Origin of the sequence: Cupriavidus pampae, from assembly GCF_914271485.1 — a bacterium.
GTDB lineage: Bacteria > Pseudomonadota > Gammaproteobacteria > Burkholderiales > Burkholderiaceae > Cupriavidus > Cupriavidus pampae.
Genome location: NZ_CAJZAG010000009.1, coordinates 46,115 through 70,662, shown reverse-complemented (window position 1 = coordinate 70,662; position 24,548 = coordinate 46,115). Strand labels below are relative to the sequence as shown.

The 24,548-nt window shown below is 62.7% G+C and carries 19 protein-coding genes; 5 read left to right on the top strand and 14 right to left on the bottom strand.

The window, feature by feature from the left end:
- Window positions 1-22: 22 nt before the first annotated feature.
- Genes LDO41_RS22485 through LDO41_RS22470 form a run of 4 tightly spaced genes read right to left on the bottom strand, consistent with a single transcriptional unit; the run spans window position 23 to window position 7,002 of the window.
- Entirely contained in the window at window positions 23-1,102 is a 1,080-nt protein-coding gene (locus LDO41_RS22485; protein WP_223992227.1) for an NADH:flavin oxidoreductase, read from the bottom strand.
- Window positions 1,103-1,127: 25 nt separating this feature from the next.
- Complete coding sequence (locus LDO41_RS22480; RefSeq protein ID WP_223992226.1) at window positions 1,128-2,630, bottom strand: efflux transporter outer membrane subunit; 1,503 nt, start codon at window positions 2,628-2,630, stop codon at window positions 1,128-1,130.
- The gene (locus LDO41_RS22475; RefSeq protein WP_223992225.1) at window positions 2,627-5,833 is read right to left on the bottom strand and encodes an efflux RND transporter permease subunit; all 3,207 of its coding nucleotides are present in this window, start codon (window positions 5,831-5,833) and stop codon (window positions 2,627-2,629) included. The genes LDO41_RS22480 and LDO41_RS22475 overlap by 4 nt, the downstream gene beginning before the upstream one ends.
- Window positions 5,830-7,002: an efflux RND transporter periplasmic adaptor subunit gene (locus LDO41_RS22470; RefSeq protein ID WP_223992224.1), complete on the bottom strand. Its 1,173-nt coding sequence runs from the start codon at window positions 7,000-7,002 to the stop codon at window positions 5,830-5,832. The genes LDO41_RS22475 and LDO41_RS22470 overlap by 4 nt, the downstream gene beginning before the upstream one ends.
- Window positions 7,003-7,227: 225 nt before the next feature.
- On the opposite strand from LDO41_RS22470, the gene LDO41_RS22465 reads away from it, so the two are divergent.
- Entirely contained in the window at window positions 7,228-8,142 is a 915-nt protein-coding gene (locus LDO41_RS22465; protein WP_223992223.1) for a LysR family transcriptional regulator, read from the top strand.
- A gap of 27 nt (window positions 8,143-8,169) precedes the next feature.
- Here LDO41_RS22465 and yddG read toward each other — a convergent pair whose 3' ends face one another.
- Window positions 8,170-9,102, bottom strand: coding sequence for an aromatic amino acid DMT transporter YddG (gene yddG / locus LDO41_RS22460; protein WP_377742695.1), 933 nt, complete (start codon window positions 9,100-9,102; stop codon window positions 8,170-8,172).
- Window positions 9,103-9,283: 181 nt separating this feature from the next.
- Here yddG and LDO41_RS22455 point away from each other — a divergent pair, with 181 nt between their 5' ends.
- Window positions 9,284-10,135 (top strand): c-type cytochrome, encoded by an 852-nt coding sequence (locus LDO41_RS22455; protein WP_223992219.1) that lies wholly within the window; start codon window positions 9,284-9,286, stop codon window positions 10,133-10,135.
- Here the strand turns inward: LDO41_RS22455 and LDO41_RS22450 are convergent.
- The 7 genes from LDO41_RS22450 to LDO41_RS22420 all read right to left on the bottom strand — a co-directional run bounded on the left by LDO41_RS22450 (window position 10,128) and on the right by LDO41_RS22420 (window position 17,854).
- Complete coding sequence (locus LDO41_RS22450; protein WP_223992217.1) at window positions 10,128-11,009, bottom strand: SMP-30/gluconolactonase/LRE family protein; 882 nt, start codon at window positions 11,007-11,009, stop codon at window positions 10,128-10,130. The two genes, LDO41_RS22455 and LDO41_RS22450, sit on opposite strands and share 8 nt — an antisense overlap.
- Before the next feature lie 65 nt (window positions 11,010-11,074).
- Entirely contained in the window at window positions 11,075-11,803 is a 729-nt protein-coding gene (locus LDO41_RS22445) for an alpha/beta fold hydrolase (protein ID WP_223992215.1), read from the bottom strand.
- A gap of 124 nt (window positions 11,804-11,927) precedes the next feature.
- A complete protein-coding gene (locus LDO41_RS22440; RefSeq protein WP_223992213.1) occupies window positions 11,928-12,383 on the bottom strand; it encodes a RidA family protein in 456 nt (151 codons plus the stop codon).
- Between the two features lie 128 nt (window positions 12,384-12,511).
- On the bottom strand, window positions 12,512-13,483 hold the full coding sequence (locus tag LDO41_RS22435) for an AraC family transcriptional regulator (RefSeq protein ID WP_223992211.1): 972 nt from the start codon (window positions 13,481-13,483) through the stop codon (window positions 12,512-12,514).
- Between the two features lie 76 nt (window positions 13,484-13,559).
- A complete protein-coding gene (locus tag LDO41_RS22430) occupies window positions 13,560-14,246 on the bottom strand; it encodes a Fe2+-dependent dioxygenase (RefSeq protein WP_223992210.1) in 687 nt (228 codons plus the stop codon).
- Between the two features lie 53 nt (window positions 14,247-14,299).
- Window positions 14,300-16,564: a TonB-dependent receptor gene (locus tag LDO41_RS22425; RefSeq protein ID WP_223992208.1), complete on the bottom strand. Its 2,265-nt coding sequence runs from the start codon at window positions 16,562-16,564 to the stop codon at window positions 14,300-14,302.
- Window positions 16,565-16,834: 270 nt separating this feature from the next.
- A complete protein-coding gene (locus LDO41_RS22420; protein ID WP_223992206.1) occupies window positions 16,835-17,854 on the bottom strand; it encodes a GlxA family transcriptional regulator in 1,020 nt (339 codons plus the stop codon).
- 118 nt (window positions 17,855-17,972) lie between these two features.
- Here LDO41_RS22420 and LDO41_RS22415 point away from each other — a divergent pair, with 118 nt between their 5' ends.
- Together LDO41_RS22415 and LDO41_RS22410 are read left to right on the top strand one after the other, a co-directional pair.
- A complete protein-coding gene (locus tag LDO41_RS22415) occupies window positions 17,973-18,614 on the top strand; it encodes an HD domain-containing protein (RefSeq protein WP_223992204.1) in 642 nt (213 codons plus the stop codon).
- 45 nt (window positions 18,615-18,659) lie between these two features.
- On the top strand, window positions 18,660-19,271 hold the full coding sequence (locus LDO41_RS22410; protein ID WP_223992202.1) for a carbonic anhydrase: 612 nt from the start codon (window positions 18,660-18,662) through the stop codon (window positions 19,269-19,271).
- A 20-nt stretch (window positions 19,272-19,291) separates the two neighbouring features.
- Here the strand turns inward: LDO41_RS22410 and zigA are convergent, their stop codons facing one another.
- A complete protein-coding gene (gene zigA, locus LDO41_RS22405) occupies window positions 19,292-20,485 on the bottom strand; it encodes a zinc metallochaperone GTPase ZigA (RefSeq protein ID WP_223992200.1) in 1,194 nt (397 codons plus the stop codon).
- A 532-nt stretch (window positions 20,486-21,017) separates the two neighbouring features.
- On the opposite strand from zigA, the gene rpoD reads away from it, so the two are divergent.
- A complete protein-coding gene (gene rpoD / locus LDO41_RS22400; protein WP_253074804.1) occupies window positions 21,018-22,883 on the top strand; it encodes an RNA polymerase sigma factor RpoD in 1,866 nt (621 codons plus the stop codon).
- Window positions 22,884-22,893: 10 nt separating this feature from the next.
- On the opposite strand, the gene LDO41_RS22395 is transcribed toward rpoD, so the two are convergent.
- Entirely contained in the window at window positions 22,894-24,510 is a 1,617-nt protein-coding gene (locus tag LDO41_RS22395; protein ID WP_253074803.1) for a GMC family oxidoreductase, read from the bottom strand.
- Between the last annotated feature and the right edge of the window lie 38 nt (window positions 24,511-24,548).

Sequence of the window (24,548 nt, the reverse complement as noted above, 5' to 3'; positions counted from 1 at the left end):
AATACACTCCTGTCAATCGCTGTCAGTCAGAAACAAAGCTTGGCCAGCCCCGCATATGGTTGATAAAGCGTTCGCTCAATCCCCCCGTGCGCAGATACTCCGCCGTGACGGGAAGCGGCGGACTGTCGTAGAACGGATTGGCCTGCACCTGCAGCGGAAAATCCCGCTGAAGAATGCCGGCCCGGCCGATCAGCACAAAATCGCATCCGTCATCCAGCAGTTGCGCGGCACGCTGGGCACTCATGATCCTGCCGGCCGTGCCGACACGTACGCCGCGCCGAGGCAGGTCTGTAAAGACGCTCAGCATGGACTTGCCGAAGAATGCGCCTTCTTTCACGATCTGAGCCGAATCCCACAAGGCCAGATCGAGGTAATCGATCAGCTCACGCTCCAGAATCTCGGCGGCGATGTCACGTAGCTCCTCCAGCCGCAGTCCATAGCGCTCTACTGACAGGCGCCAGCCAATCTGGAAATCGGGACCACAGGCCCGGCGGATGCCTTCGATCACTTCGATCGTAAGGCGCGCCCGGTTCTCGACACTGCCGCCATACCTGTCCGTGCGGTCGTTGTAGGTCGGCGACATGAACTCCGAGAGAATCCACCCGAACGCGCCATGGAGCGCCACGCCATCGAATCCCGCCAGTTCCGCCCGCCTGGCGGCAGCGATAAAGTTGTCGCGAACGCGCTCGACCTGTTCGGTCGTCAGTGCCTTCACGCCCGGTAGCGTTCCGTCGGAAGCCGGGGCTGGAATGCCCCCAACCTCCGGACGAGCCCGATGTCCCGCGTGGTGCAGTTGCACCGCGGAAAGGCCGCCCCCGCGACGGATGGTCGTGGCCATGCTGGTCAGGCCGGCCAGATGCGCATCGCTGTAGATGCCCAGCTGGCGCGCAAATCCGATGCCACCGGCCTCGACGTTTGCCGCGCAGGTCTGGATCAGTGCATAGCCACCCTGTGCCACCTGCTCGATCCAATCCTGATCGTACTCGGACGCAGCGCCGTCATAATCACTCTGTTGATTGGTCAGTGGCGCCAGCATGAAGCGATTCTTCATTGCCGGACCATGCAGCAATGTCAGCGGTTTGAATAGATCGGAAACGGACAAGGAAAACCTCCTGATAGCAAAGACATTAATTGCCGGCTATTGCGACGCCGGGCGCGTCCCAGCCGCCGCCGAGCGCGCGCACCAGGTCGACCGTCGCGCGCGCGCGAGCGCCTTCGGACTGGATCCGCGACTGGCGACTGCGCAGCCGCGTCCGTTCCGCGTCGACCACCACGAGGTAGTCGACGTCGCCCTCGTCAAACCTTGCTTGCGCGGACTGTGCAACGCTCGCCGACGCGTCTTCCGCGCCGCGTTGATGCACGATGCGCTCGTCCAGTGTTCTCACGGAGACCAGTGCGTCCTCCACTTCGCGGAAGGCCTGCAGCACCGTCTTGCGATACTGCGCAACCCGCTCTTCGTAGACGGCGCGAACGCGGGCGATGTCCGCCTGCCGTCGTCCTCCGTCAAACAAGGGCATGTTCAGCGCCGTACCGACCAGCGGGCCGAGCAGGAAGGTCATCTGCGACCAGTTGGTCAGGTTCCTGAGCGCCGCGGACTCGTAACCGAGGTAGCCCGTCAGCGACAGCGACGGAAAGAACGCTGCCTTGGCCACGCCGATGCGCGCGTTCTCCGCCGCCATGGCACGCTCCGCGGCCGCGATATCGGGGCGGCGCTCGAGCAGCGTCGAGGGCATGCCGGGCGGCAGCTGCACGGTGACGGTCTCCAGGGGCTGCGCCTCGAGCGAGAACGTTGCCGGAGGCTTCCCTAGCAAGATGGCCAACGCATGCGAGGCCAGCGCGTGCTGTTGCGCCACGGCCAGTTGCTCGGCCTGCGCCGTGAATAGCTCCGTTCTGGCCTGATCGACGACATGACGCGCCACGGCGCCGACGCCGCGCTTGCGCTCCAGCAGCGCCGTCGCGTCTTCCCTCAGCTTTACGGTGTCGCGCAGCAGGCGCAGTTCGCCTTCGAGCTGGCGCAGGCTGAAGTACGTGCCGGCCACGTCGGCCTGCACGAGCAACAGCATCTGGTGCGCCAACGCCTGCTGTTGCGCGGCATCGGCACGCGCGGCAGTGACCTCCGATGCGACGCGGCCGAAGATATCGGCTTCGTACGCGACGGACACCTGCGCGCGCCACAGTGTTTGCGTAGTGGCCGGCGAACCATCCCCGCGCCCGTCGGAGGCGCCGCTGGAACGCTGGCGGTTGGGGCCGAACCCGGCGTCAACTTCGGGGAAACGCGCCGATTCGCTTCTTGCGGTCAGCGCCCTCGCCTGCCTGATCCGCGCCATCGCGATGGAGACATCGGGATTCGCCTGCAAGGCCTCCTCTTCGAGCCGCACTAGCACGGGGTCGCCGAAGACCCGCCACCATGGAGACGGCGCCTGATGGTCCGATGGTTCTGCCGGCTGCCATTGACCGAGTTCCTGCCCGCCGGGTAAACGGTTGTCGGACTCCAAATACTTCGCAGGTACGTCGATACCCGGCCGGTGCTCGACCGGGGCGAGCGAGCACGCGGACAGGACGGACAGGACGAGCGCGCCCGCTGCGATGGCCACGGCAGTCTTGAAGCGTGTTTGCGTTGCGGACTTCATACCTGCCCCTCCACCTGCTTCAGTTCATGGTGATGAGGCGCAAGCGCGGGCGCATCGTGATGTGTGGCCGAGTGCAACGGCTTACCACCGCCAAGCTTCCGCACCACGACATAGAACAGCGGCGTCAGGAACAGGCCAAAGAGCGTGACGCCAAGCATGCCAAAGAACACCGAGATGCCCATCGCCTGCCGCATCTCTGCGCCAGCGCCGGTCGACGCGACCAGAGGAATGACGCCCATGATGAACGCAAGCGACGTCATCAGAATGGGCCGCAGCCGCAGGCGACAGGCTTCGATCACGGCCTTCAGCGTGGACATTCCCGCCAGCTCCAGCTCGCGTGCGAACTCCACAATCAGAATGGCATTCTTCGACGCCAGGCCAACCAGCACGATGAGTCCAATCTGCGTAAAGATATTGTTGTCGCCCCTGGTCAGCCACACACCGAGCAGCGCCGAGAAAATGCTCATGGGGATGATCAGGATGATGGCCAGCGGCAGCGTCAGGCTCTCGTACTGGGCAGCCAGCACAAAGAACACCAGCAGCACGCACAGCGGCAGAATCCACACCGCGCTGTTGCCCGCGATGATCTGTTGGTAAGTCAGGTCCGTCCACTCGAAGGCCATCCCCGGTGGCAAGGTTTCGTCCGCAATCCGCTGGATGGCCGCCATCGCCTGATCCGACGAGTAGCCGGGTGCCGGACTGCCAGTCACGTCGGCGGCGGTAAAGCCGTTGTAGCGAAGCACCTGATCGGGGCCATAGGTCTGGCTGACCGTCGCCAGCGAGGCGAGCGGCACCATCTGCCCCGACTCGTTGCGAACATGCAGTTGACCGATATCATCCGGCTTGGCGCGGAACTTCCCGTCCGCCTGCATGCGCACCTGATATACACGCCCGAGGAAGTTGAAGTCGTTCACGTAGTACGACCCCAGAAAGGCCTGCAACGTGCTGAACACCGCCGGCGTATCCACACCCAGCTGCTGCGCCTTGGCGCGGTCGATATCCACCTTCAGCTGGGGCACGTTGACCGTGTACGTCGAGAACAGCGGGCCGAGTTCCGGTGCCTCGGAAGCCTTCTTGATAAAGGCCTGCGTCGCCGTGTAGAGCGCCTCGTATCCCAGGTCCGCGCGGTCCTCGATCTGTAGCTTGAAGCCGCCCAGCGTTCCCAGCCCGTAGACCGGCGGTGCCGGAAACACCGCGGCGAATGCATGGCCGATGCTGCCGTACTCGCGGGTCAGATCGGCCGCGACCTGATCGGCGCTGATGCCAGCGCGCTCCTTGAACGGCTTCAGCAAGACGAAACTCAGTGCGGTGCTCGAACTCTTCGTCACGCCATTGATCGACAGACCGCTATAACTCGAGGTACCCATCACGGCGGGATGCTTCTGCGCCATGGCGTTCATCTGGTTCATGGTCGCTTCGGTGCGGTCCAGCGTCGCGCCCTCGGGCAATTGCGCCAGACTCACGAGGTACTCCTTGTCCTGCGCGGGCACAAAGCCGCCCGGCACATGGTCGGTCAGCCACCAGGTGGCCCCAAGCAGGCCCGCATACACCACGAGCAAGGCCCCCTTGTGCTTCAGCAAACCGCCAATGCTGCCGCCATAACCTTCGGATGCCCGATCGAAGGTGCGGTTGAAGCGCGTGAAGAAACGGCCGAACACACGCTGCGTAAAGCGCGTCACCGCATCGGGTGCGTCGTGATGTCCTTTCAGCAGCAAGGCCGATAGCGCCGGCGACAGCGTGAGCGAGTTCACCGCCGAGATCAGCGTGGAAATCGCGATGGTGACGGCGAATTGCTTGTAGAAGCCGCCAGTCAGGCCACTGAGGAACGCGAGCGGAAGGAACACCGCCGACAGCGTCAGCGCGATGGCAATGATCGGTCCGCTCACTTCGCGCATCGCGTGGTACGTGGCCTCACGCGGGCTCAGGCCGCGTGCGATATTGCGCTCGACGTTCTCCACCACCACGATCGCATCGTCGACCACGATGCCGATGGCCACCACAAGGCCAAACAGCGAGAGCGTGTTGATCGAGTAGCCGGCCAGCAGCAGGAAGGTGAACGTCCCGACGATTGAGATCGGCACCGCCAGCAACGGAATGATGGAAGCACGCCAGGTCTGGAGGAACAGGAACACCACCAGCACCACCAGCGCCACGGACTCCAGCAGTGTCTCGATGACCGCATCGATGCCGGACTGAACCGCGCGACTCGGCTCATAGACGACGCGATAGACCAGATCCTCAGGAAATTCCCTGGCGAGCGCCTCCATCGCCTGATGCACCTCGCGCGAGATCTGCAGCGAGTTGGCGCCCGGCGCTTCCTGCACGGCCAGCGCGATCGCGGGCTGGTTGTTCAGCGTCGCGCGAATGCCGTAGTCTTCCGCACCGAGCTCCACGCGCGCCACGTCACCCAGCCGCGTGATCGCGCCACGCGCGTCGGACTTGATGACGATGCCCTTGAACTCCTCGGGCGTTTTGAGACGGCCTTCGGCATTGACGTTGAGCTGAAAGGCGGCATCGACCGGCGCTGGTGAACTGCCGATGGTGCCCACCGCGGCCTGAATGTTCTGGCGGCGAATAGCGGCGGCGACATCGCTGGCGCTGAGCCCCCGCTCGGTCAACGCGGCCGGGTCCAGCCAGACGCGCATGGCATAGCCACCGGGGCCCCACAGCACCACGTCCCCTACTCCCGCGATGCGGGCCAGTCGGTCCTTCACGTGCAGGATGGCGTAGTTGCTGATGTAGTTGTTGTCGTAGGTGCCCTTGGGCGACACCATGTGCACGGCGATGGTAATGACTGGCGAACTCTTGATGGCCGTGACCCCCAGCCGCTGGACGTCCTCGGGCAGTCGCGGCAACGCCTGCGACACACGCGTCTGCACGAACTGTTGCGCACGGTCTGGATCGGTGCCCAGCTTGAACGTGACAGTGAGGAACAGATGGCCATCGCCGCTGGCCTTCGAGTCCATATACAGCATGTCTTCCACGCCGTTCACCGACTGCTCGAGCGGCGCCGCCACGGTTTCCGCGATGGTCTTGGCGTTGGCGCCCGGATACTGCGCGTGGACGACCACCGACGGCGGTATCACCTGCGGGTACTCGGAGATCGGCATGTGCAGCGCCGAGACGATCCCCGCAAGGAGGATCAGCGCCGACAACACCCCGGCAAAGATGGGCCGGTCGATAAAGAACTTCGAGATATTCACGACCGGTCTCCGCCGGTGGCACGCTCGGGCGCCTTCGCATCAGCGGCGACCGCGGTCACAGCGGTGCCCGGTGGCGCTCGGAACGCCCCATCCACAATGACCTTCGCGCCCGGTGCCACACCTGTGCGCAGCACCCGCTCCTTGCCATGCAGCGCGCCGAGCTCGACGAAACGCCGCTCGACCTTGTTCTCCGCGTTGACGACCAGCACGTACTTCCGGTCCTGATCGGTGCCGACGACGATGTCGCTGACCATCACCGCGTTGTACGGCATGCCGCCCTGCAGACGCACGCGTGCCTGCAGACCCGGCAGCATTTCGGGACTGACATTGTCGACACGCGCGCGGACGCGTACCGTGCCCGAGCGCGTGTCCATCTGGTTATCGAGCGCCACGATCGAGGCCGAGTACGGATAGGCGTCATCGTTGGCCAGACCGACCTTCACCACCGGTTGCGCGCCGGACCGCAGCGACGGCGCAATAAGCCGCAGGTAACTCTGCTCGTCCACGTTGAAGGCCGCGTACAGCTTGCCGTCGGAGACGATGCGGGTCAGCGGCGCTGCCTCCCCTCCCGCGCCGACGACATTGCCCACGGTGATTTCCGCACGGGAAATGCGCCCGGCAATCGGCGCGCGAACCTGCGTATAGCCAAGCTGCAACTGCGCATGCGCCAACGCCGCCTGCGCGCCCTTCAGCGATGCGGCGGTCTCACGCGCGGCGTTGTCCAGCGCGTCGAACTCCTTGCGCGCGATGGCATTCGACTCCATCAGCTTCCTTGCGCGGGCCTGCTCGATGATCGCCAGTCGTTGCCGTTCCTCGCCAACCGCAACGTTGGCCTGCGCCTGACGCACCTGAGTCTCGAACGGCGCGGGGTCGATCGAGAACAGCAGCTCGCCCTGGCGGACATGCTGGCCATCCTTGATATGCACCGTCAGCAGCGTGCCGGGCACCCGCGGACGGACGTCTACGACGTCGACCGCTTCGAGGCGCCCCGTGTAGTCCTGCGAGTCCGACACCGACCGTTGCAAGGCCGGCTGGTACTTGACGGTGGGGAGCGTGGCGGCGGGCGTGGCGTGGGCTTCGGAGCCATGTCTCCAAAGGACACTGCCGGTGCCGATCACCGCGATGGCAGCCGCGGCGGCTGCGATGTGGTGCGTCTTGAGGGGGTTCATGCGTCGTGGAGCAAAGATGGAATGGATGGCAGTCTGCCCCCGCTCCGCACCTGCTTCCAGCCCCAAATCTGGCTAACTTTATTGCCTGATTTAGAAGAATGGTCGCATCAACCTGCCGTCCCATCGGTATAAAATGGCGCCTGTTGCAAGTTGCGCCAACGGCTTATTGCCCCCGAAGCAATAAATTTCCTGTCTGGGAGTGATGTAGTGGATCGCCTGCAGTCAATGCAGATCTTTGCTCGCGTCGTCGAAATGCATAGCTTCGGCCGCGCCGCGGAAAGCCTTTCGCTGCCGCCGTCACGGGTGACGCGCGCGGTCAAGGAGCTGGAGGCATTCCTTGGCGTGCGGCTGTTGCAGCGAACGACACGCCATATCAGCCTGACCGCGGAGGGCACGCTCTACTACGACCATTGCCGGAAGTTGCTGGCGGATATCGAAGCCGTCGAGTCGAACTTCCCCGGCAGCGCCGGACAACCTCGCGGCCGATTACGCGTCGATATGACGCTCTCGCTCGCGCGCCTGGTGGTGCTGCCCGCGATCAAGGATTTCCAGTCCCGCTTTCCGGACGTCGAACTGACGTTGACGATGAATGACCGCACGGTCGAGCTGGTTCAGGAAGGCATCGACTGCGTGATTCGCGCGGGTACGCCGGAAGACTCGCCGACGCTGGTGGCCAAGCGTGTCGGCGCCTTTCACTGGGTCACCTGCGCGTCTCCCGAATACCTCGCAAACCACGGCACGCCGCAGACGCTCGAGGATCTGGCGCAGCATCAGGCCGTGGGCTATTTATCGAGCCGCACCGCGCGCACGCTGGAGTGGCACTACGTGGTGGATGGCGAGGAACGCAGCATCCGAATGCGGGAGCACCTGATCGTCAACGACACCGATGCGTATGTGGCATGCGCGCTGGAGGGCCTGGGCATGATCCGCGCGGGCAGCTATATGGTGCGGCACCATTTGCTCAGCGGCAGCCTGCAGCCGGTGCTGACCAACTATCCTTCGCCGGCGGTGCCACTTTCCGTGCTCTATCCCAAGAATCGCCATCTTTCCCCCACGGTGCGGGCGTTCGTGGACTGGGTCGGCGAGGTGATTCGCGCCAGCGAGGAAGGTTGGCGCAGAGATGCCTGCATCGCCGCCTGAGGCAAGGGGTATGCGCCCTGCGACCCGCTAGGTCGTCTGGCTCGCCCCGGTCGATGGCGCGGCACGCTTCCCTTTGCCACGCGTTGCAAGCCAGCAGAGGACGGAACCCGCGACCACCATCGCCGCGCCCTTCCAGAACGCAAAGGACAACGGCGCGTGCAGCAGTACGGCCGCCAGCGCGGCCGATAGCACCGGGATGAAGTACGACGCGCCGGCGAGCACCGTCACGTTGCCGTGCAGGATGCCGACGTTCCACGCCGCATAGCCGAAGCCCATGGCACACGCGGCCAGCGCGAGGTAGATCAAGCCGCCGAGGCTGAAGGTCATCGCTTCGCCACCGGTGAAAACGAACTTCGCCCACAGCGTGAGTGCCGTGAGGATAAAAAAGAGCGTGACGCCGTTCTTGCCCTGCGCGATGCGTGCCGTGACCGTGCAATACGCCGCCCAGATGATGGCGCCCGCGAACGCCAGGCCATAACTGAGCGGATTGTCTCGCACGTTGGCCGCCATGCTGATCACGTCGAGGCCCTGCTCGCCGCCGAGCACCGACGCGATACCGAGAATGGCCACCAGGAAACCGGGGACGATCAGCCAGTTGGCCCGCTGCCGGTTGAACAGGATCGCGGCCAGCATCGTGAAGCTTGGCCACAGGTAGTTGACCATGCCAACCTCGATGGCCTGTCGCCCCGTATTGGCGTAGCCAATCGAAAGTGACAGGCACAGTTCGTAGGAGACGAACAACACGCTGCCCCAAAGGCGATACGACGGCGGCAATACCTTCCATCGCACCGGTCCAACCGAGATCCAGAGCAGCACCGAGGCGGCCGTGTAAATCAGGGCCGCTCCGCCGGTGGCGCCGAAGCTCTCGCTGACACCGCGGATCAGACCGACAATCGCGCTCCAGAGGAGCACGGCGGAGAGCCCGATCAGTGTCGCTTGTTTGGTATGCATGCCAGCCATTTCAGTCAGGTCGGTAAATCGATCGCGAATTCTAGCAACCCGGCCTCGATGCCCTAGGCCAATGCGCCTGTTCGCAATGAAAACATCCGTTCATAAGCTGGCGTGATCGATCGATATAACGGCTATCTTTCGAGCCTTGTCCGACGAATGCACACACTTTCCTATGCATGCACGACGCATTGTGTTTTTTCTTCTGCTGATCGCACGATGCGGTCTTGCCTCGGCGGATGACAGCGCGCTGCTGGTACGCGGCAAGTATTTGATGGAGAGCGTCGTGGCTTGCGCGAACTGTCACTCCACACGCGACCCCAAGGACGAGGGGCGTTTCTCAAAGAGCCTCGCTGGCGGCCGCGTCTTCGACGAGCCGCCGTTTCGCGCGGTCGCCCCCAATATCACGCCCGACCTCGAAACCGGTATCGGTAAATGGACCGACGAGCAGATTGGCAAAGCCATTCGCGAGGGTGTTCGACCTGACGGTACCGTGATCGGTCCGCCCATGCCAATCAGCTTCTATCGGAACATCTCGGATGCGGACCTCGCGGCCATCATTGCCGACCTGAGGGCGCAGCCGGCAGTAAAGCATGTGGTCGAGGCATCGACGTACCACATTCCGCTGCCGCCTAATTACGGTCCCCCTGTCGGCAACGTCCGCGCGCCCTCCTCCAGGGATTCGATCCGCTACGGCAAGTATCTGGCCGACATCGGCCATTGCATGGAATGCCACACGCCGCGCAGCAAGCAAGGACAACTGGTCACGACCTACCTCGGCGCGGGCGGACAGGTGTTCAACGGCGCCTGGGGCACCAGCGTCTCGCGTAACCTCACGCCGGACGAGACCGGCCTCAAGAACTGGACCGACGCACAGATCGCCACCGCCATTCGCGGCAACGACCGCAGCGGCATTCACTACAAGCCGCCGATGGCGTATGACTGGTACAAGAATATCAGCAGCACCGACATGAGCGCGCTGATCTCGTACCTGAGGTCGCTCAAGCCACAGCCGTTTGGTGGTCAGCAAAAAGCGTCTAATTAGGCAACGGAGACAAGCGATAGATACGTCCCGATGAGCCCGATATCGATGTGACGTAGATCACGCGTCCATCGTTGGAAATGGCCAGATTGGAGTGGTGTTCGCCGGGAACGTCGAGCGTCTTCACCAAGGCGCCCTTGCTATTCAGAATCCAACTTCCGCCGCCATTGAACAACGCGATGTAGATCGACCCATCGGGCCCTACGCGAATGCCGTCTGGCGTATGACGCCCCACGGACGGGGGCGGTGCGAGGGAATCGAGCTGCGCGAATGTATGGGCGCTATGCAATGTCCCGTCGCCGCCGATCTGATAGTCGAGGACTCTGTCCGCACCACTCTCACCAACGTACAAAGTCTTTTCGTCCGGGGAAAGCGCGATACCGTTGGCGTTGTTGATGCCCGACGCGACTTCTTGTGCGATATCGCCGGACTTCGGTACGAAGAACACCTTCCCGCTGCCCGGCAGATCGCCCGACGCCGTGAAATAGACGTCGCCGCGGCGATTCGCAACCAGATCATTGGGGTGATGGAACGATCCTCCATCGCGGGAATGATCAATGCTTCCCAGGCGGCTACCATCGGCCGAGATTCGCTCGATCACCCCGCTGTCGTAGCAGGCCACCCATAGATTCCCACCTACGACGACCAGCCCGTTCGCCCCGCAGCCAGGCAGTTTTTTGAGTACTGCGTGACTGCTCTCATCAAGCTTGTTCACAGTCGAAGCTTGGTAGTCGACGAAGTACAGCACCTTGTTCGCCAGGATGGTTCCCTCGGGAAAACCGAGCCCGTCGGCAACAACGGTCGCACCGGGCGGAGCCGCGAAGGCGCCGGTCGCAAACGTTGCCGCGAGCACAAAGCCAGCCAACCATTTATTCATGGATATCGCGTCCCACCAAACGAGTTCGGGCGCGCCGTGGCGCGCCCAAGCGGTAATAAACCGAATCAGTGCGCCGCCGCCTCGATGGCCTTGACGAGGCCCGCGGGATCCGTCAGAAACGGTGTGTGCCCGGTCGGCAGCGTAAAGGATGCGCGCACCGGCGTGGCCGCGACCATCTTAGCCTGAAACGCCGGGCTGATGACCTGGTCCTTGCTCGTGTGCACGTAGACCTTGTCGACTCGACCGAAGCGCGCCTGCGTCAGATGCACAGGCGTCGCCAGCGGTGCCAGCGGCTCATCCAGAATCTTGTCCGGCAGCGCGGCGCGAAGCTGCGGCGGACCATCGTTGGCGAACAGGTCGGCACGCGCGGCGTAGTTCACCACGGCGATGCCCTGCTCCTTCTTGATCTGCAATTCCGGGCCGATCTTTGCGTCGGGATCCTGCTGGGCCATCGAAACCAGCGAATCGCCGTCACGCGGCAGGTAGGCGGCGACATAGACCAACGTCTTGACCTTCTCCGGCGCGGCTTCGGCAACCGCCGAGATCGTGATCCCGCCAAAGCTATGGCCAACGAGCACCGCCGGATGCGTGGTCTTGGCGAGCGCCTTGAGAATCGTGTCCCGATACAGATCCAGGCTCACGTCAGCGGGCGACATCGGAGCCCCGGGGCGGCCCGGAAGCTCGACCGCAATCACCGGATATCCGTCGGACTTCAACTTTGCCTCGACCCCTTGCCAGACGTGCGAGTCTTCGAAGGCGCCGTGAACCAGTGCGATGGTTGGCTTGGCGCTCATTCCGGATGATTTTTCTATTGCCATGGCAGGTCCACCAAAAATAAGAGAGGAGATGGCTATGTTCACAAAATATCTCATAATTTTAAAAAACTGACGTTCCTAAAAAGATAAAGATCGACTTCATTCACCGCTTCAACTCAAAAATACTTTCGATTTCTACCGGAATTCCCATTGGCAACGTATATACGCCCAGCGCGCTGCGTGCCGGCAGCTTGTCCTGCCCAAATAACGTGAGTAGAACGTCGCTGGCGCCATTCGCAACTTGGGGATGCTGGGTGAAGGATTGCTCCGCACGCATGTAGACCGTCATTTGGATGCATCGCTCGATATTGTCGAGTCCGCATGCCTGATCGATACAAGCGAGGATCATGAGCATTGTCAGACGCGCGGCGTCCCGGGCTTTCTCCAGGGATATATCGCCGCCGACAATGCCGACAATTGGCTTGCCGTCCTCAAAAGGACCAAGCCCGGAAACGTATAATTGATTTCCCGAAATGGAGACGGTCCGATAGGACCCGAGCGGGTGGATAGGCGGAGGTAATGTGAGGCCCGCCTGGGAAAGGCGGTCGAATATGGTCATGTTTCAACTCGACTAAGAAGAGACAACAGGTGAGACCGTGCTGTCTACTCTAAATAACGGGTCTGAAACCGACCATACCTCCGCGTCTCGTTTACATGATCTATCGTACGATCGACGTATTCACGAGGTTAGCGATGCTCCGAGCTGCGCGCGACAAACACGTCAGTCTGCGCGACGCGATGCGCATCACTCGGTGAATAACCAAACTCTTGCTTAAATGCCCGGCTGAATGCAGCCTCCGAGCCATATCCGGCACCGTGGGCGACCTCGGTGACCTTTACGTTTCCGCCACGGAGCAAGTCGGCCGCGAGCGTCAGTCGCCACCGCGTGAGATAGCGCAGCGGTGAAAGCCCCACCACCGCCGTAAAGCGATCCGAAAACATCGATCGCGACATCATCGCGGTCTCGGCAAGCGCCGAAACGGTCCACGCACGCTCGGGTTCCAGATGCATGGCCGTCAACGCACGGCCGATACGTTCGTCGCTCAGCCCGGACAGCCAGCCAATGCGATCGCCTTGTCGGGTGACCCACATCCGCAAGGTGCGGACCACGAGCAGATCGATCAACCGGGAAATCATCAGCGACGACCCCGGGCCACCGGTCTGCGACTCCACTTCCAGAAATCGAGAGATGGATGCCAGCCAGGGGGGATCACTGACCTTGTCGCAAGTCAGATGGATCAGCCCCGGAAGCCCGGTAAGCAAGGACCTTAGCGGCGCGCCATCGAAATGGAACGAGCCTGCGAGAAAGGATCCCGCAATATCATCTTCCCCGCCCCATCTGAAACGCTGAACATTTCCGCTCGGGATCGCGTCAACCGGCAGCTCGAAGCGTTGAGGTGTGCTTCTGCCCGGCTCGCTTCGAATGGTATGTCCGTCCGCATGCGGCAGAAGAATGAAGTCCCCCGACCTTACCAGCACGGGTAGCCCGTTACGTTGGGAAACCGACAGTTCCCCGGTACGCAGATGCAGAAAGGTCGCAGGACCCGGCGGAAACAAGACTTCGGTGGCGCTACCCAGCTCGCCGTGAAAAACGCGATCTCCGCGCAGGCGAATCAGCTTGAGGACTTGGGACAGGACATCGGCTTGCTCGGACGGCATGGGTCATTCCCCTGGGGATATTCGCCATAGTAAGCGCATCGCCGACAAGTGCGAGGTCAGGTCCGGTCAAGTCGCCTCAGGTCTCGCTCCATTGCCGTAGCAGATTGTGATAGCAACCCACCAGGCTGCGGCGCGCGCGTTCGTCGGCGTTGGTCTGATTGAGGGTCTGGATCGCATTGTCCATGTCGAACAGCAGCGCGCGCTGCGTGTCGTCGCGGATCAGGCTCTGGACCCAGAAGAAGCTGGCAAGTCGCGTGCCGCGCGTGATCGGCGCCACCTGATGCAGGCTGGTGGCCGGGTAGACCACCATATCGCCGGCGGCCAGCTTGACCGAATGCAGGCCATAGGTGTCCTCTACCTGAAGCTCGCCACCGTCGTAGCTGGCGGGATCGGAGAGAAACAGCGTGGCCGAGATATCGGTGCGCAGCTTGCGGCCGGTGTGCGGATGAATGCGGACGCTGCCGTCCACATGCGCGCCGAACGTCATGCCCTCGCTGTAGCGATTGAACATCGGCGGGTAGACGATATTGGGCAGCGCGGCGCTGATAAACAGCGGATTGCGCTCGAGCGCGGACAGGATCAGATGCTGGCACTGTGCCGCCACCTCGGCGCGCTCATCGATCTGCTGGTTGAACTTGACCGGCGCGCCAGAATAGCCAGCCGTGATGCGGCCATCTACCCATGCATCGCCCGCATGTTCGAGTTGCTGGACCAGCACCGCCAGCTGTTCGGCATTGAGTACCTTCGGAACGGAGATGAGCATGCGCGCTTCCTGACAGTTGCCACCGGTGCCGGCGGCAACTGCCGGCTCGGTGCTTACATCCGATACGTGAAGGACAGCATGGCGGTACGGCCCGTTCCCGGTACCGAACGGCCGCCGTCCGACTGGATCAGCGCATCGTAATACTTCTTGTCGAAGATGTTGAACAAATTCAGCCGCACATCGTACTTCGGCTGATGGAACGCGACCATGCCGTCCCAGCGCACGAAGCCACCGACCTGCGTCGTGTTGGTATTGTTGGCAAAACGCTGCGACATGTAGAACGCCCCGCCGCCGATTTCCCAGTTCGGCAGGACGGAGTAGCTAGTCCATGCCGTAGCGGTGTGTTTCGGCGTATTGGTCGGCACCTTGCCCTGCGTGCCGGCCGCGATGCCGTCCTTGATCTCGGCATCGAGGTACGTGTAGCCCGCAAACACCTGCCACTTCGGCGTGATACGGCCGGTAACGCCGGCGCGGAAGCCATCCACCTGAATCTTGCCGGTCAGCGCGTACGTGGTCGCGTCGATCTGGCTGCGCGCGTTGTCCTTGGTGATGCGGAAGATCGCCGAGGTGAGCGACAGGTTGCCGCTCATCAGATCCCACTTGCCGCCCGCCTCGTACGCCTTGTTCTTCTCGGGGTCCAGCGACTGCTGTCCCACCGTGCCAACCAACTGCTCCAGCGACGGATTGAACGACGTGCCGTAGGAAACGTAGTACGACTGTTGCTCGGTCGGCTGCCAGATGCCGCCCACCCGCACGCTGGTGAAGTGGATGTCCTGGTTGGCGTTGGCCAGCGCGGTACTGGTGGACGTATTGCCGGAGTTGATCGAGTTGCTGATGCTGGCGATGTACTTGTCGTAGCGTACGCCGGCCACCGCCTTCCACTGCTTCGAGAATTCGATCGAGTCGTTGGCATACACCGCCACCGTGTTGGCCGATCCGCCCTGCAGGTTGCCGGTGCTGGTGGGAACGTTGCCCGGTGAGTCCTGATAAGTCGGATTGACCACCGGCGTGCAAGCGACGTAGCCCGAGGTCCCGCCGGCCGGGTTCAGCGCCGTGCTGCCGCAGATGCCGTTGCGATAATAGTTCTGGTTGTTATAACCGTCGTGGCCGAATTCCAGGCCGGTCAGCAGCGTGTGCTTGACGAAACCGGTGTCGAACTTCGCGGTCAGCTCGGTCTGGTTGTAGATCGAGTAGTCGCGGATGCTGCGGTCATGGCTCTGCTGGCGTACGAAGAGCTGCGACAGCGGCAGGTTCGATGCGGTCAGCGCGGTAAAGGCGCCTGCTGCGTTGAGCGTCCCCACCGCCTGCGGCGCGGTTTCGCGCGCGTCGGTTTCCACATAGTTGAACGCGGTGTAGTTGCGCAGGCGCAGGTTCGGCGAGAACTTGTGATCGATACCGCCGTTGAGCGACACGATGTTCTGGCGCGTGTGGTCATTGTTGAACCCGTAGTACGTGTTGCGGTCGACATTGACCGGGTGGCCGTTGATCGCGGGCAGGCCATAGTCGGGCATGTCCTCGTTGTGCTGGAGCAATGCGGACAGCGTGATTTCGGTCGAGGTACCGATGCCATAGCGCCACGACGGCGCAATGCCGAAGTCCTGCACGGTCATCTCGTCGCGCGTGCTCGGCTTGCCATCCTGCGCCATCGCGGAGATGCGGAAGGCCGAGGTATCGCCGGTCGGCGTATTCACGTCCGCCGTGGCTCGCACGAGACCATTCGTCGTCACCGAGCCGGACACTTCCGTGGCGGCCTGCAGCTTTGGCTTCTTGGTGACCTGATTGATCACGCCACCGGTGGAGCCACGCCCGAACAGCATCGACGACGGACCCATCAGCACTTCCACCTGATCCAGCGCGAAGGTGTCGCGATAGTACTGGCCACGATCGCGGAAACCATCGAGATAAATATCGGTGCGCGCGGAGAAGCCGTTCAGGTTGATGTTATTGCCGATCTGGCCGCCCTCGGCACCCCCGATGGTGATGCCCGGCACATTGCGCAACGCGTCGACCAGCGAGGTCGCACCCTGCGATTCCATCAGTGCCTTGTTCACGACCGTGATCGATTGCGGCACGTCACGCAGATCCGCGGGCAGCTTGGACAGCGAGGTGGTGCCCGCATTGAAATCGTCGCGCGATGCGGCGCCCTGCACCGTCACGGCTTTCAGTACCGGCGTATTCGATTGCGATTGCGATTGCGATTGCGATTGGGATGGGGTGGTCGCCTCGGTGGTGGGCGGCGTGGGGGCCTGTTGAGCGAAAGCAGTAGGCGCGGCAAACAAAGCGAGCAGCGCGGTCGCAACGGGCGTGCGGCGAATCATGATGTTCTGATGGGGGCAAGGAGGATCGGCGAAGCGGAATATAAATGCGACCGATTCTCATTGCAATTCGCGTTGCGTCAGCGACACAGACAAGGGAAGCAACGTTCAAATGTTTCAACGTTCACACATGGAGTGCCGATAAAAGAGTGTTTTCTCACACTTTTTGGCACATTTCGTGGTGAATACCGCGCTTACGGCATGCCGGGGCCCGCCTGCATGTCGCGATCCCGATGCATACATTGGGCCGAATCTGACACTGCCTCATCCAAATTAATGGTGGACTGCGAAGCGCTTCAGGTAATCCTTGGGGCTGATTCCCACCCGCCGGATAAAGGCTTTCCGCAGGACGTCGACGCTCTGGTAGCCATGACGCCGGGCAATGTCCTCGATGGTTCTTCCTCCCATTTCGATCGCGCGGCGAACTGCCTCGATACGGACCTCTTCGACGTACTTTGCCGGCGTGGTGTTCAACTCTCGCTGGAACTGGCGGATCAGCGTTCTGACACTCATGGCCGAGCGGCTGGCGAGCGCTTCCACGCTCAGGTCGGCGTTCAGGTTCTCCGCGATCCACCGGCACAGCCGTTCCAGACTGGAGCCCGGCGTGTGTTGCGAGCGAAGCGTGGCGCTGAACTGGGCCTGCCCGCCGGGGCGGCGCAGGTAGAGCACGAGATCCTGAGCGATCTTCAGCGCGATGTCATTGCCGAGATCTTCACCCACCAGCGCCAGTGCCAGGTCGATCCCTGCCGATACGCCGGCCGAGGTATAGAGATTTCCATCCTTGACCCAGATCGGCGTGGGATCCACCTCTACCGCGGGATAGCGCTCGGCCAGCTGCTGCGTGGCCTGCCAGTGCGTCGTGGCTCGGCGCCCATCCAGCAGACCGGCTTCCGCCAATGCGAATGCGCCGACGCAGATGGCACACATGCGCCGCACCGACGCAGCGCGCTTCTGTATCCATGCAATGGCCGCGGGATCGGCAATTCCTATCGCGCTGAAGCCGGTGGTGACGATCAATGTATCGATAGGCTTGCCCGCCCGGCGCTCCTGATCGAGCGTTCGGTGCCCGACCAGCGCAATGCCGGTCTCGCTCTCCAGCCGTGTATCGGCGCTGGCGGAGACGAGCTCGAGCACGTACGGCGGCCGCGTCCCGCCATGGATGCGGTTGGCGTTGGCGAACACCTCCGCGGGACCGATCACGTCAAGCGCGTCCACGGGCGGCAGGCCGAGGATGACTACGCGCTTGGATTCGGAAAGCGGCCGCGCGCGGCTGCGTTGTGCTCGGGACGTCATTGGGTGCAGGATCTTGCGAGGACATTTTATTCTGGCACAAATCGACTGAAAACAGTCATTTGTGTCATGTCGGGCATGCCTACACTTCTGAGCATCCAACCCGTTTCGAGCATCAGACGTGAACGCAATCATCACCATCGGTGGTGTCGTCGCCCCAGACTCCACCCTCACCCGCAAAGCCGCCTCGCTGGTCGAGCGCGTGCATCCAAAAGCCATGCTGAACCATGTCCACCGCACGTGGTGGTTCGCCGAGCTTCTTGGGCGCAAGCGCGGCCTTTCCTACGACCGCGAGGCGGTCTACCTCGCCTCGCTGCTGCATGACCTTGGCCTGACCGAGGAATTTATGGCCGACCAGCGCTTCGAGGTCGATGGGGCCGATGCCGCCAGCAAGTTTCTTATCGCCAACGGCTACCCGGAGTCGCGCGCCCAACTAGTATGGGATGGCATTGCCCTGCACTCCAGCGCGGGGATTGCCGACCGACGCGAGCCGGAAGTGGCGCTGGTCTATCTGGGTGCGCATGTCGATGTGATGGGCCTGCATATCGACGAGATCGCGCCATCGCTGGTCGATGACGTGCTGCAGCTTTATCCGCGTGCCGGATTCAAGGTGGCGTTTCAGGAGGCGCTGGCGGAGGTCGTTAGGAAGAAGCCTCACACGGCCATCGGCACGGGCCTGGCGGACATCGGCCGCCGGCATATCCACGATTGCAAGATCCCCGACGTGTGCGACCTGCTTGACCATGCGCCGTTCGACAGCTGATGCCCAGTGGGCAATCGTTCGATTTCAAACTAGTGGAGTGAGAGCATGACGAAGTACACCGAATACGAATTCCGGACGCAACCGTGGTTCGACGAGTCGTGGTTCGCGCCGGACAGCACGAGCCGATTCAGCCAGTTTATCCCGATGAAGACGATCGTGATCCACTGCTTCGACCCGCGCGCCTCGGAAATTCCGCAGGCGGTCGCCGACTATCTCGGCGACGAGGTCTACCCTGGCGAAAACATCCTCGATGAGGCCGGCAATCGCGTAGGCAATACGCGCACGCTGTTCGCGGTGTCCAACGCCGGCGGCCGAGCCGTTGGAGCGCTGCAATCCGTAGCGACGATGGACTATCTGTTCCGCGTGCAGAACGTCGTGGTGGTGCACCACTCGTTCTGCGGCGCGACGGCGTTCACGCCGGACACGCTGATCGGCGAGTTCCATGATCATCATCATGCGGAGATCGGTGAAATTTTCGATCACGACAGCCTTGCGATCGGCCACTTCGAGGACTCCATCCGGCATGACGTGAAGCTGCTGCGCGAGAGCAACGCGGTGCCGAAGAACGTCAAGCTTTACGGGTTCTTCTATGAGATAAATTCCGGGAAGCTGACGGAGGTGGTGCGAGACGTTCCTGCGTCGGGCGCCTCGCAGTAACCTCCTTGCGGGCTGGCGCGTCAGGGCCAGTCCGAAAAGGGATTGTGCCAAGTGGCCCAGAGGTCAGGGCCTTGCCCCATCTCATGGTCGGTCAGCAGACAGGCGTCCAGGCTCCTGCGAAGTTCTCGTTCATCCATGCCCATGCCAATCAGCACGATTTCCTGGCGGGCATCGCCGACGCTGTCGTCCCATTTGGTGCGAATCATGGCGATCGACTCGGGGTCTTCTGGCCATTGTTCGCGCGGCACCGCGGCCCACCAGTAGCCCGCCGGTCCATGCCGGGCTACCGCTCCAGCTTGAGACCAGGTTCCCGCGAGCGCTGGATGGCTCGCCAGCCAGAAGAACCCCTTGGACCGCACGACCCCTGGCCACTCGGCAGCAACGAGATCGCCGAACCGCTGGGGATGGAACGGACGGCGGGCTGCGTAGACGAAGCTACGAATGCCGTATTCCTCCGTCTCCGGGACGTGGGTGCCGCGCATTTCCTGCAGCCAGCCGGGGGCTTTGGATGCCTCCTCGAAGTTGAACAGTCCCGTGCCCAGGACCCGCTCGAGTGGCACTCGGCCAAACTCCGAGATCTCGATGCGCGCCCGAGGATTCAGCGTGCGCAGGATCGCCAGCAGGCGCTCGCGGTCCTGCTCGCCAATAAGGTCGATCTTGTTGAGCACGATGACATCGCAGAACTCGACCTGATTGATCAGCAGATCCACGACGGTGCGCGCATCCTCCTCGCCCAGCGACTCGCCACGTGCCTGCAGACTGTCGCGCGAAGCGTAGTCACGCAGGAAATTGAAGGCGTCGACCACGGTGACCATCGTGTCCAGATGAGCGACTTCGTTGAGGCTGCGGCCATCCTCCCCCTCGAACGTGAACGTTTCCGCAACGGGCAACGGCTCCGAAATCCCCGTGGATTCGATGACCAGTTGATCAAACCGCCCCTCCCTGGCCAGCCGATCGACCTCCAGCAGCAGATCCTCCCTAAGCGTGCAGCAAATGCATCCATTGCTCATCTCGACGAGCTTCTCCTCCGTCCGCGAAAGCTTCGCGCCGCCGCCCAGAACCAGTGCAGCGTCGATGTTCACTTCGGACATGTCGTTGACGATGACAGCAACGCGGAGACCGTCGCGGTTATTGAGGATGTGATTGAGCAATGTAGTCTTGCCCGCGCCGAGAAAACCCGAGAGGACAGTGACAGGTAGCTTGGTGGGAAGCATGGGTGTGGAAACGTGGGGTCGATGAGGCGTCATGAGCGACGACGCGCATTTAATGCAACTAAGTTGCATTACATCATAGATGCAACATTGTTGCATGACAAGCCCCCGCCCTTCAAACACAGACGTCTCCGGGCTTGTTTAAATAGGTATTGCACCCCACTTCAGGCCAATGGACCCATCCGCGGTTATTGCACCGCACCACCGTCACCAGTATCATGCGCGATTCGAATTTTTTGCGCACACTGATGGTTGCGGAAGGCCTTCCTTCCAGGCGCAACCACGTGTGCCGGTCGGTCGACCGCCCGCAATGTCGCTTGCACTTCACTTGACCGACGTTCATGACCGCGAAGACGGCCGGCCACCTGCCCAGGAGCATGTATTGACTCAATCCGATCGTGACTTTGACGCCTCCAGCTCGATTCCGAGCAGTGACAAGCCCAGCCGCCGCCGGCCAACGGGCAAGACCCAGGCGGTAGGGACACTGTCGGACAAGGCATCCATTGCCCGCCAGGACGCCGATCGCCAGGTCCAGATGCGTGCGCTGATCGTACTGGGCCGCGAGCGCGGTTACCTCACCCACGCGGATATCAACGACCACCTGCCCGATAATGTGACGCCGGCGGCGATGGACACCATCGTCAGCACGTTTAACGACATGGGCGTGGCGATCTACGAGCAGGCGCCGGACGCAGAGACGCTGCTGCTGAGTGATGCCGCGCCTACCGCGGCAGCATCCGACGATCAGGCGGACGAGGAAGCCGAGGCAGCGCTGTCGACCGTCGACTCCGAGTTCGGCCGCACCACGGATCCGGTTCGGATGTATATGCGCGAAATGGGCTCCAGCGAACTGCTGACCCGCGCCGGCGAGATCGAGGTGGCCAAGCGCATCGAAGGTGGCCTGCACGACATGATTCAGGCCATCGCCGCCTGCCCGTCAGTCGTGTCTCTGATTCTGGCTGATGTGGATCGCATCGCTGCCGGTGAAGCGCGCATCGACGAACTCGTCGACGGCATTACCGAGGCAATCGACGGCGAAGTCGTGGATGCAAGCGACACGGCCCTTGCGTCCGAAGACGTGGTTGCCGAGGCAGACGACTCCGACGCCGATACGTCTGATGGCGACGATGCCGCGGACGATGACGACGCTGGCGCCGGCGATTCGGAAAAAGCCAACGCCGCCCGTCTGGAACAGCTCACCGCCGACAGTCTGGTGATTTTTGCGCGCGTGCGTGCCCTGTTCGAACAGATGCCCAAGGTACCCGCCACGGGCAAGACGCGTTCCGCAGCGATCGAAAGCGTGCGCGCTGAAATCCAGCGCGAACTCGTGCCGATCCGCTTTACGGCGAAGATGATCGATCGCCTGTGTGCGAGCGTGCACGAGCAGGTAGCGGAAGTCCGTACGATCGAGCGCGCCATCCTGGAGATCGCGGTCGAGCGCTGCGGCATGCCCCGCGAGGCGTTTATCGAGTCCTTCCCAGGGCACGAGACCGACCTCGATTGGACCCTCCGTGCGGCTGCCACTTCAGCGCAGTTCGGCCCGGCGCTCGAGCGGCACCTGCCCGCCATTCAGGCGAGTCAGCAGAAGCTCATCGACATCGAGGCGAAGGTCGCACTACCGCTCCAGCAGCTCAAGGAGATCAACCGCCTGATGGGTGCCGCCGAGCGCAAGATGCGGCAAGCCAAGGGCGAAATGATCGAAGCCAACCTGCGGCTGGTCATTTCCATCGCCAAGAAGTACGTGAACCGCGGCATGCAGTTCCTGGATCTGATCCAGGAGGGCAACATCGGCCTGATGAAGGCGGTGGACAAGTTCGAATACCGGCGCGGTTGGAAATTCTCGACGTACGCGACGTGGTGGGTCCGACAATCCGTGACGCGGGCGCTTGCCGATCAGGCGCGAACCATTCGCGTGCCGGTGCATATGATCGAGACGATCAACAAGCTGAACCGGATTTCCCGCGAAATTCTGCAGCAGACCGGACAAGAACCCGATCCAGCGGTCCTCGCCGAGCGCATGGAGCTGCCCGAGGAGAAGGTGCGCGGCATCCTCAAGATCGCCAAGCAGCCGATCTCGCTGGAGACCCCAGTGGGTGAAGAAGGTGACACAACGCTCGGCGACATGATCGAGGACAGCGCGACGAGCTCCCCGGCTGAGGCAGCCATTCTGTCAGGCCTGCGCGCGCAGATCGACGCGGCACTGGGCGACTTGTCGCCGCGCGAAGCCAAGGTCGTGCGGATGCGGTTTGGGTTGGATACCAACACCGAGCACACGCTGGAAGAAGTCGGCAAGCAATTCGACGTGACGCGCGAGCGGATCCGACAGATTGAAGCCAAGGCGATGCGCAAGCTGAAGCATCCGAGCCGTGCTGACAAGCTGAGGCTGTTTCTCGAGCGTTGAGCGGCCCGCGCTAGACGCGCCCGGCGTCCGCACACACCCATTCCGCCGCCTTCTCGGCCATCATCAGGGTCGGGCTGTTGGTGTTGCCACTCGTAATCATCGGCATAGCGCTGGCATCGACCACGCGCAGCCCGATGATGCGGCTGCCCTGGCCGTCGCGTACCCGCATCCGGCTGTCGAGCACGGCCTTGGGGTCGCCATCTCCGCCCATTGCCGCTGTGCCTACGGGATGGAAGATCGTGGTGGCGATATCGCCCGCCAGCCGGGCCAGATCCTCGTCGGTCTGGTACTGCGGGCCGGGCCTGTATTCCTCTGGCTTGTAGCGGGCCAGCGCCGGCTGCCCGACGATGCGCCGCGTCACCCGCAGCGAGTCCGCAGCTACCTGTCGGTCACCAGCGGTTGATAAATAGTTCGGCGCGATCGCCGGCGCCTGCCGGAAATCCGCACTGCGGATGCGCACGGTGCCCCGGCTGCTGGGATTCAGATTGCAGACACTGGCGGTGATGGCCGGGAAAGCGTGCAGCGGTTCGCCGAAGGCCTCCAGCGAAAGCGGCTGGACATGGAACTGAATATTCGGCCAGGCGTGCTCCTGCGAACTCCGGGTGAACGCCCCCAGCTGCGAGGGCGCCATGCTCATCGGGCCGCTCCGTGACAGCAGGTACTCCAGGCCAATGCGCGCCTTGCCCCACAGGCTGGACGCCAGCACGTTGAGCGTGGGTGCACCCTCGATCTTGTAGACCGCTCGAATTTGCAGATGGTCTTGCAGGTTTTCGCCGACTCCGGGCAGATCGGCAAGGACCTCGATGCCGTGTTCACCTAGCAGTCCGGCAGGGCCAATTCCCGAGAGTTGCAATATCTGCGGCGAGCCGATACTGCCCGCGCACAGCAGCACCTCGCGCGCGGCACGCACGATGACGAACTGCCGTCCATCCCACACCCGCGCACCGGTACACCGCAGGCGCCCATCCGGCTGCCGCTCGACCAGCAGGCGCGACACCTGCGCGCCAGTCCAGAGTTCGAAGTTCGGCCTGTCGTGGCAAGTGGGCCGCAGGAATGCCTTGGCGGTATTCCAGCGCCAGCCCGCTTTCTGGTTGACCTGGAAATACCCGACACCCTCGTTGTTGCCGCGGTTGAAGTCTGCCGTGTGCGGCACGCCAGCCTGGACAGCGGCTTCGGCGAAGGCGTCGAGAATGTCCCAGCGTAGACGCTGCTTCTCCACCCTCCACTCGCCCCCGTGGCCATGGTGTTCGGCGAAATCCGGTTCGTTGCCTCCGGTGTCGCCAAGGTAATGATCCTCGTGCCGCGTGAACGCCGGCAGCACGTTCGACCAGCGCCAGGTGGCGTCGCCGGTGAGCTCGGCCCATTGCTCATAGTCACGCGCCTGGCCGCGCATGTAGATCATGCCGTTGATGCTGGAGCTACCGCCGAGCGTCTTGCCGCGCGGGTAGCGCAGTTGCCGGCCGTTCAGGCCCGGATCGGGTTCGGTTTTGTAGAGCCAGTCGGTGCGTGGGTTGCCAATGCAAGACAGGTAACCGACCGGGATGTGGATCCACGGATAGTTGTCCTTGCCGCCGGCTTCGATGAGCAGCACGCGCCGTGTCTTGTCCGCGCTTAGCCGGTTGGCCATCAGAGCACCAGCGGTGCCAGCGCCAATCACGATGTAGT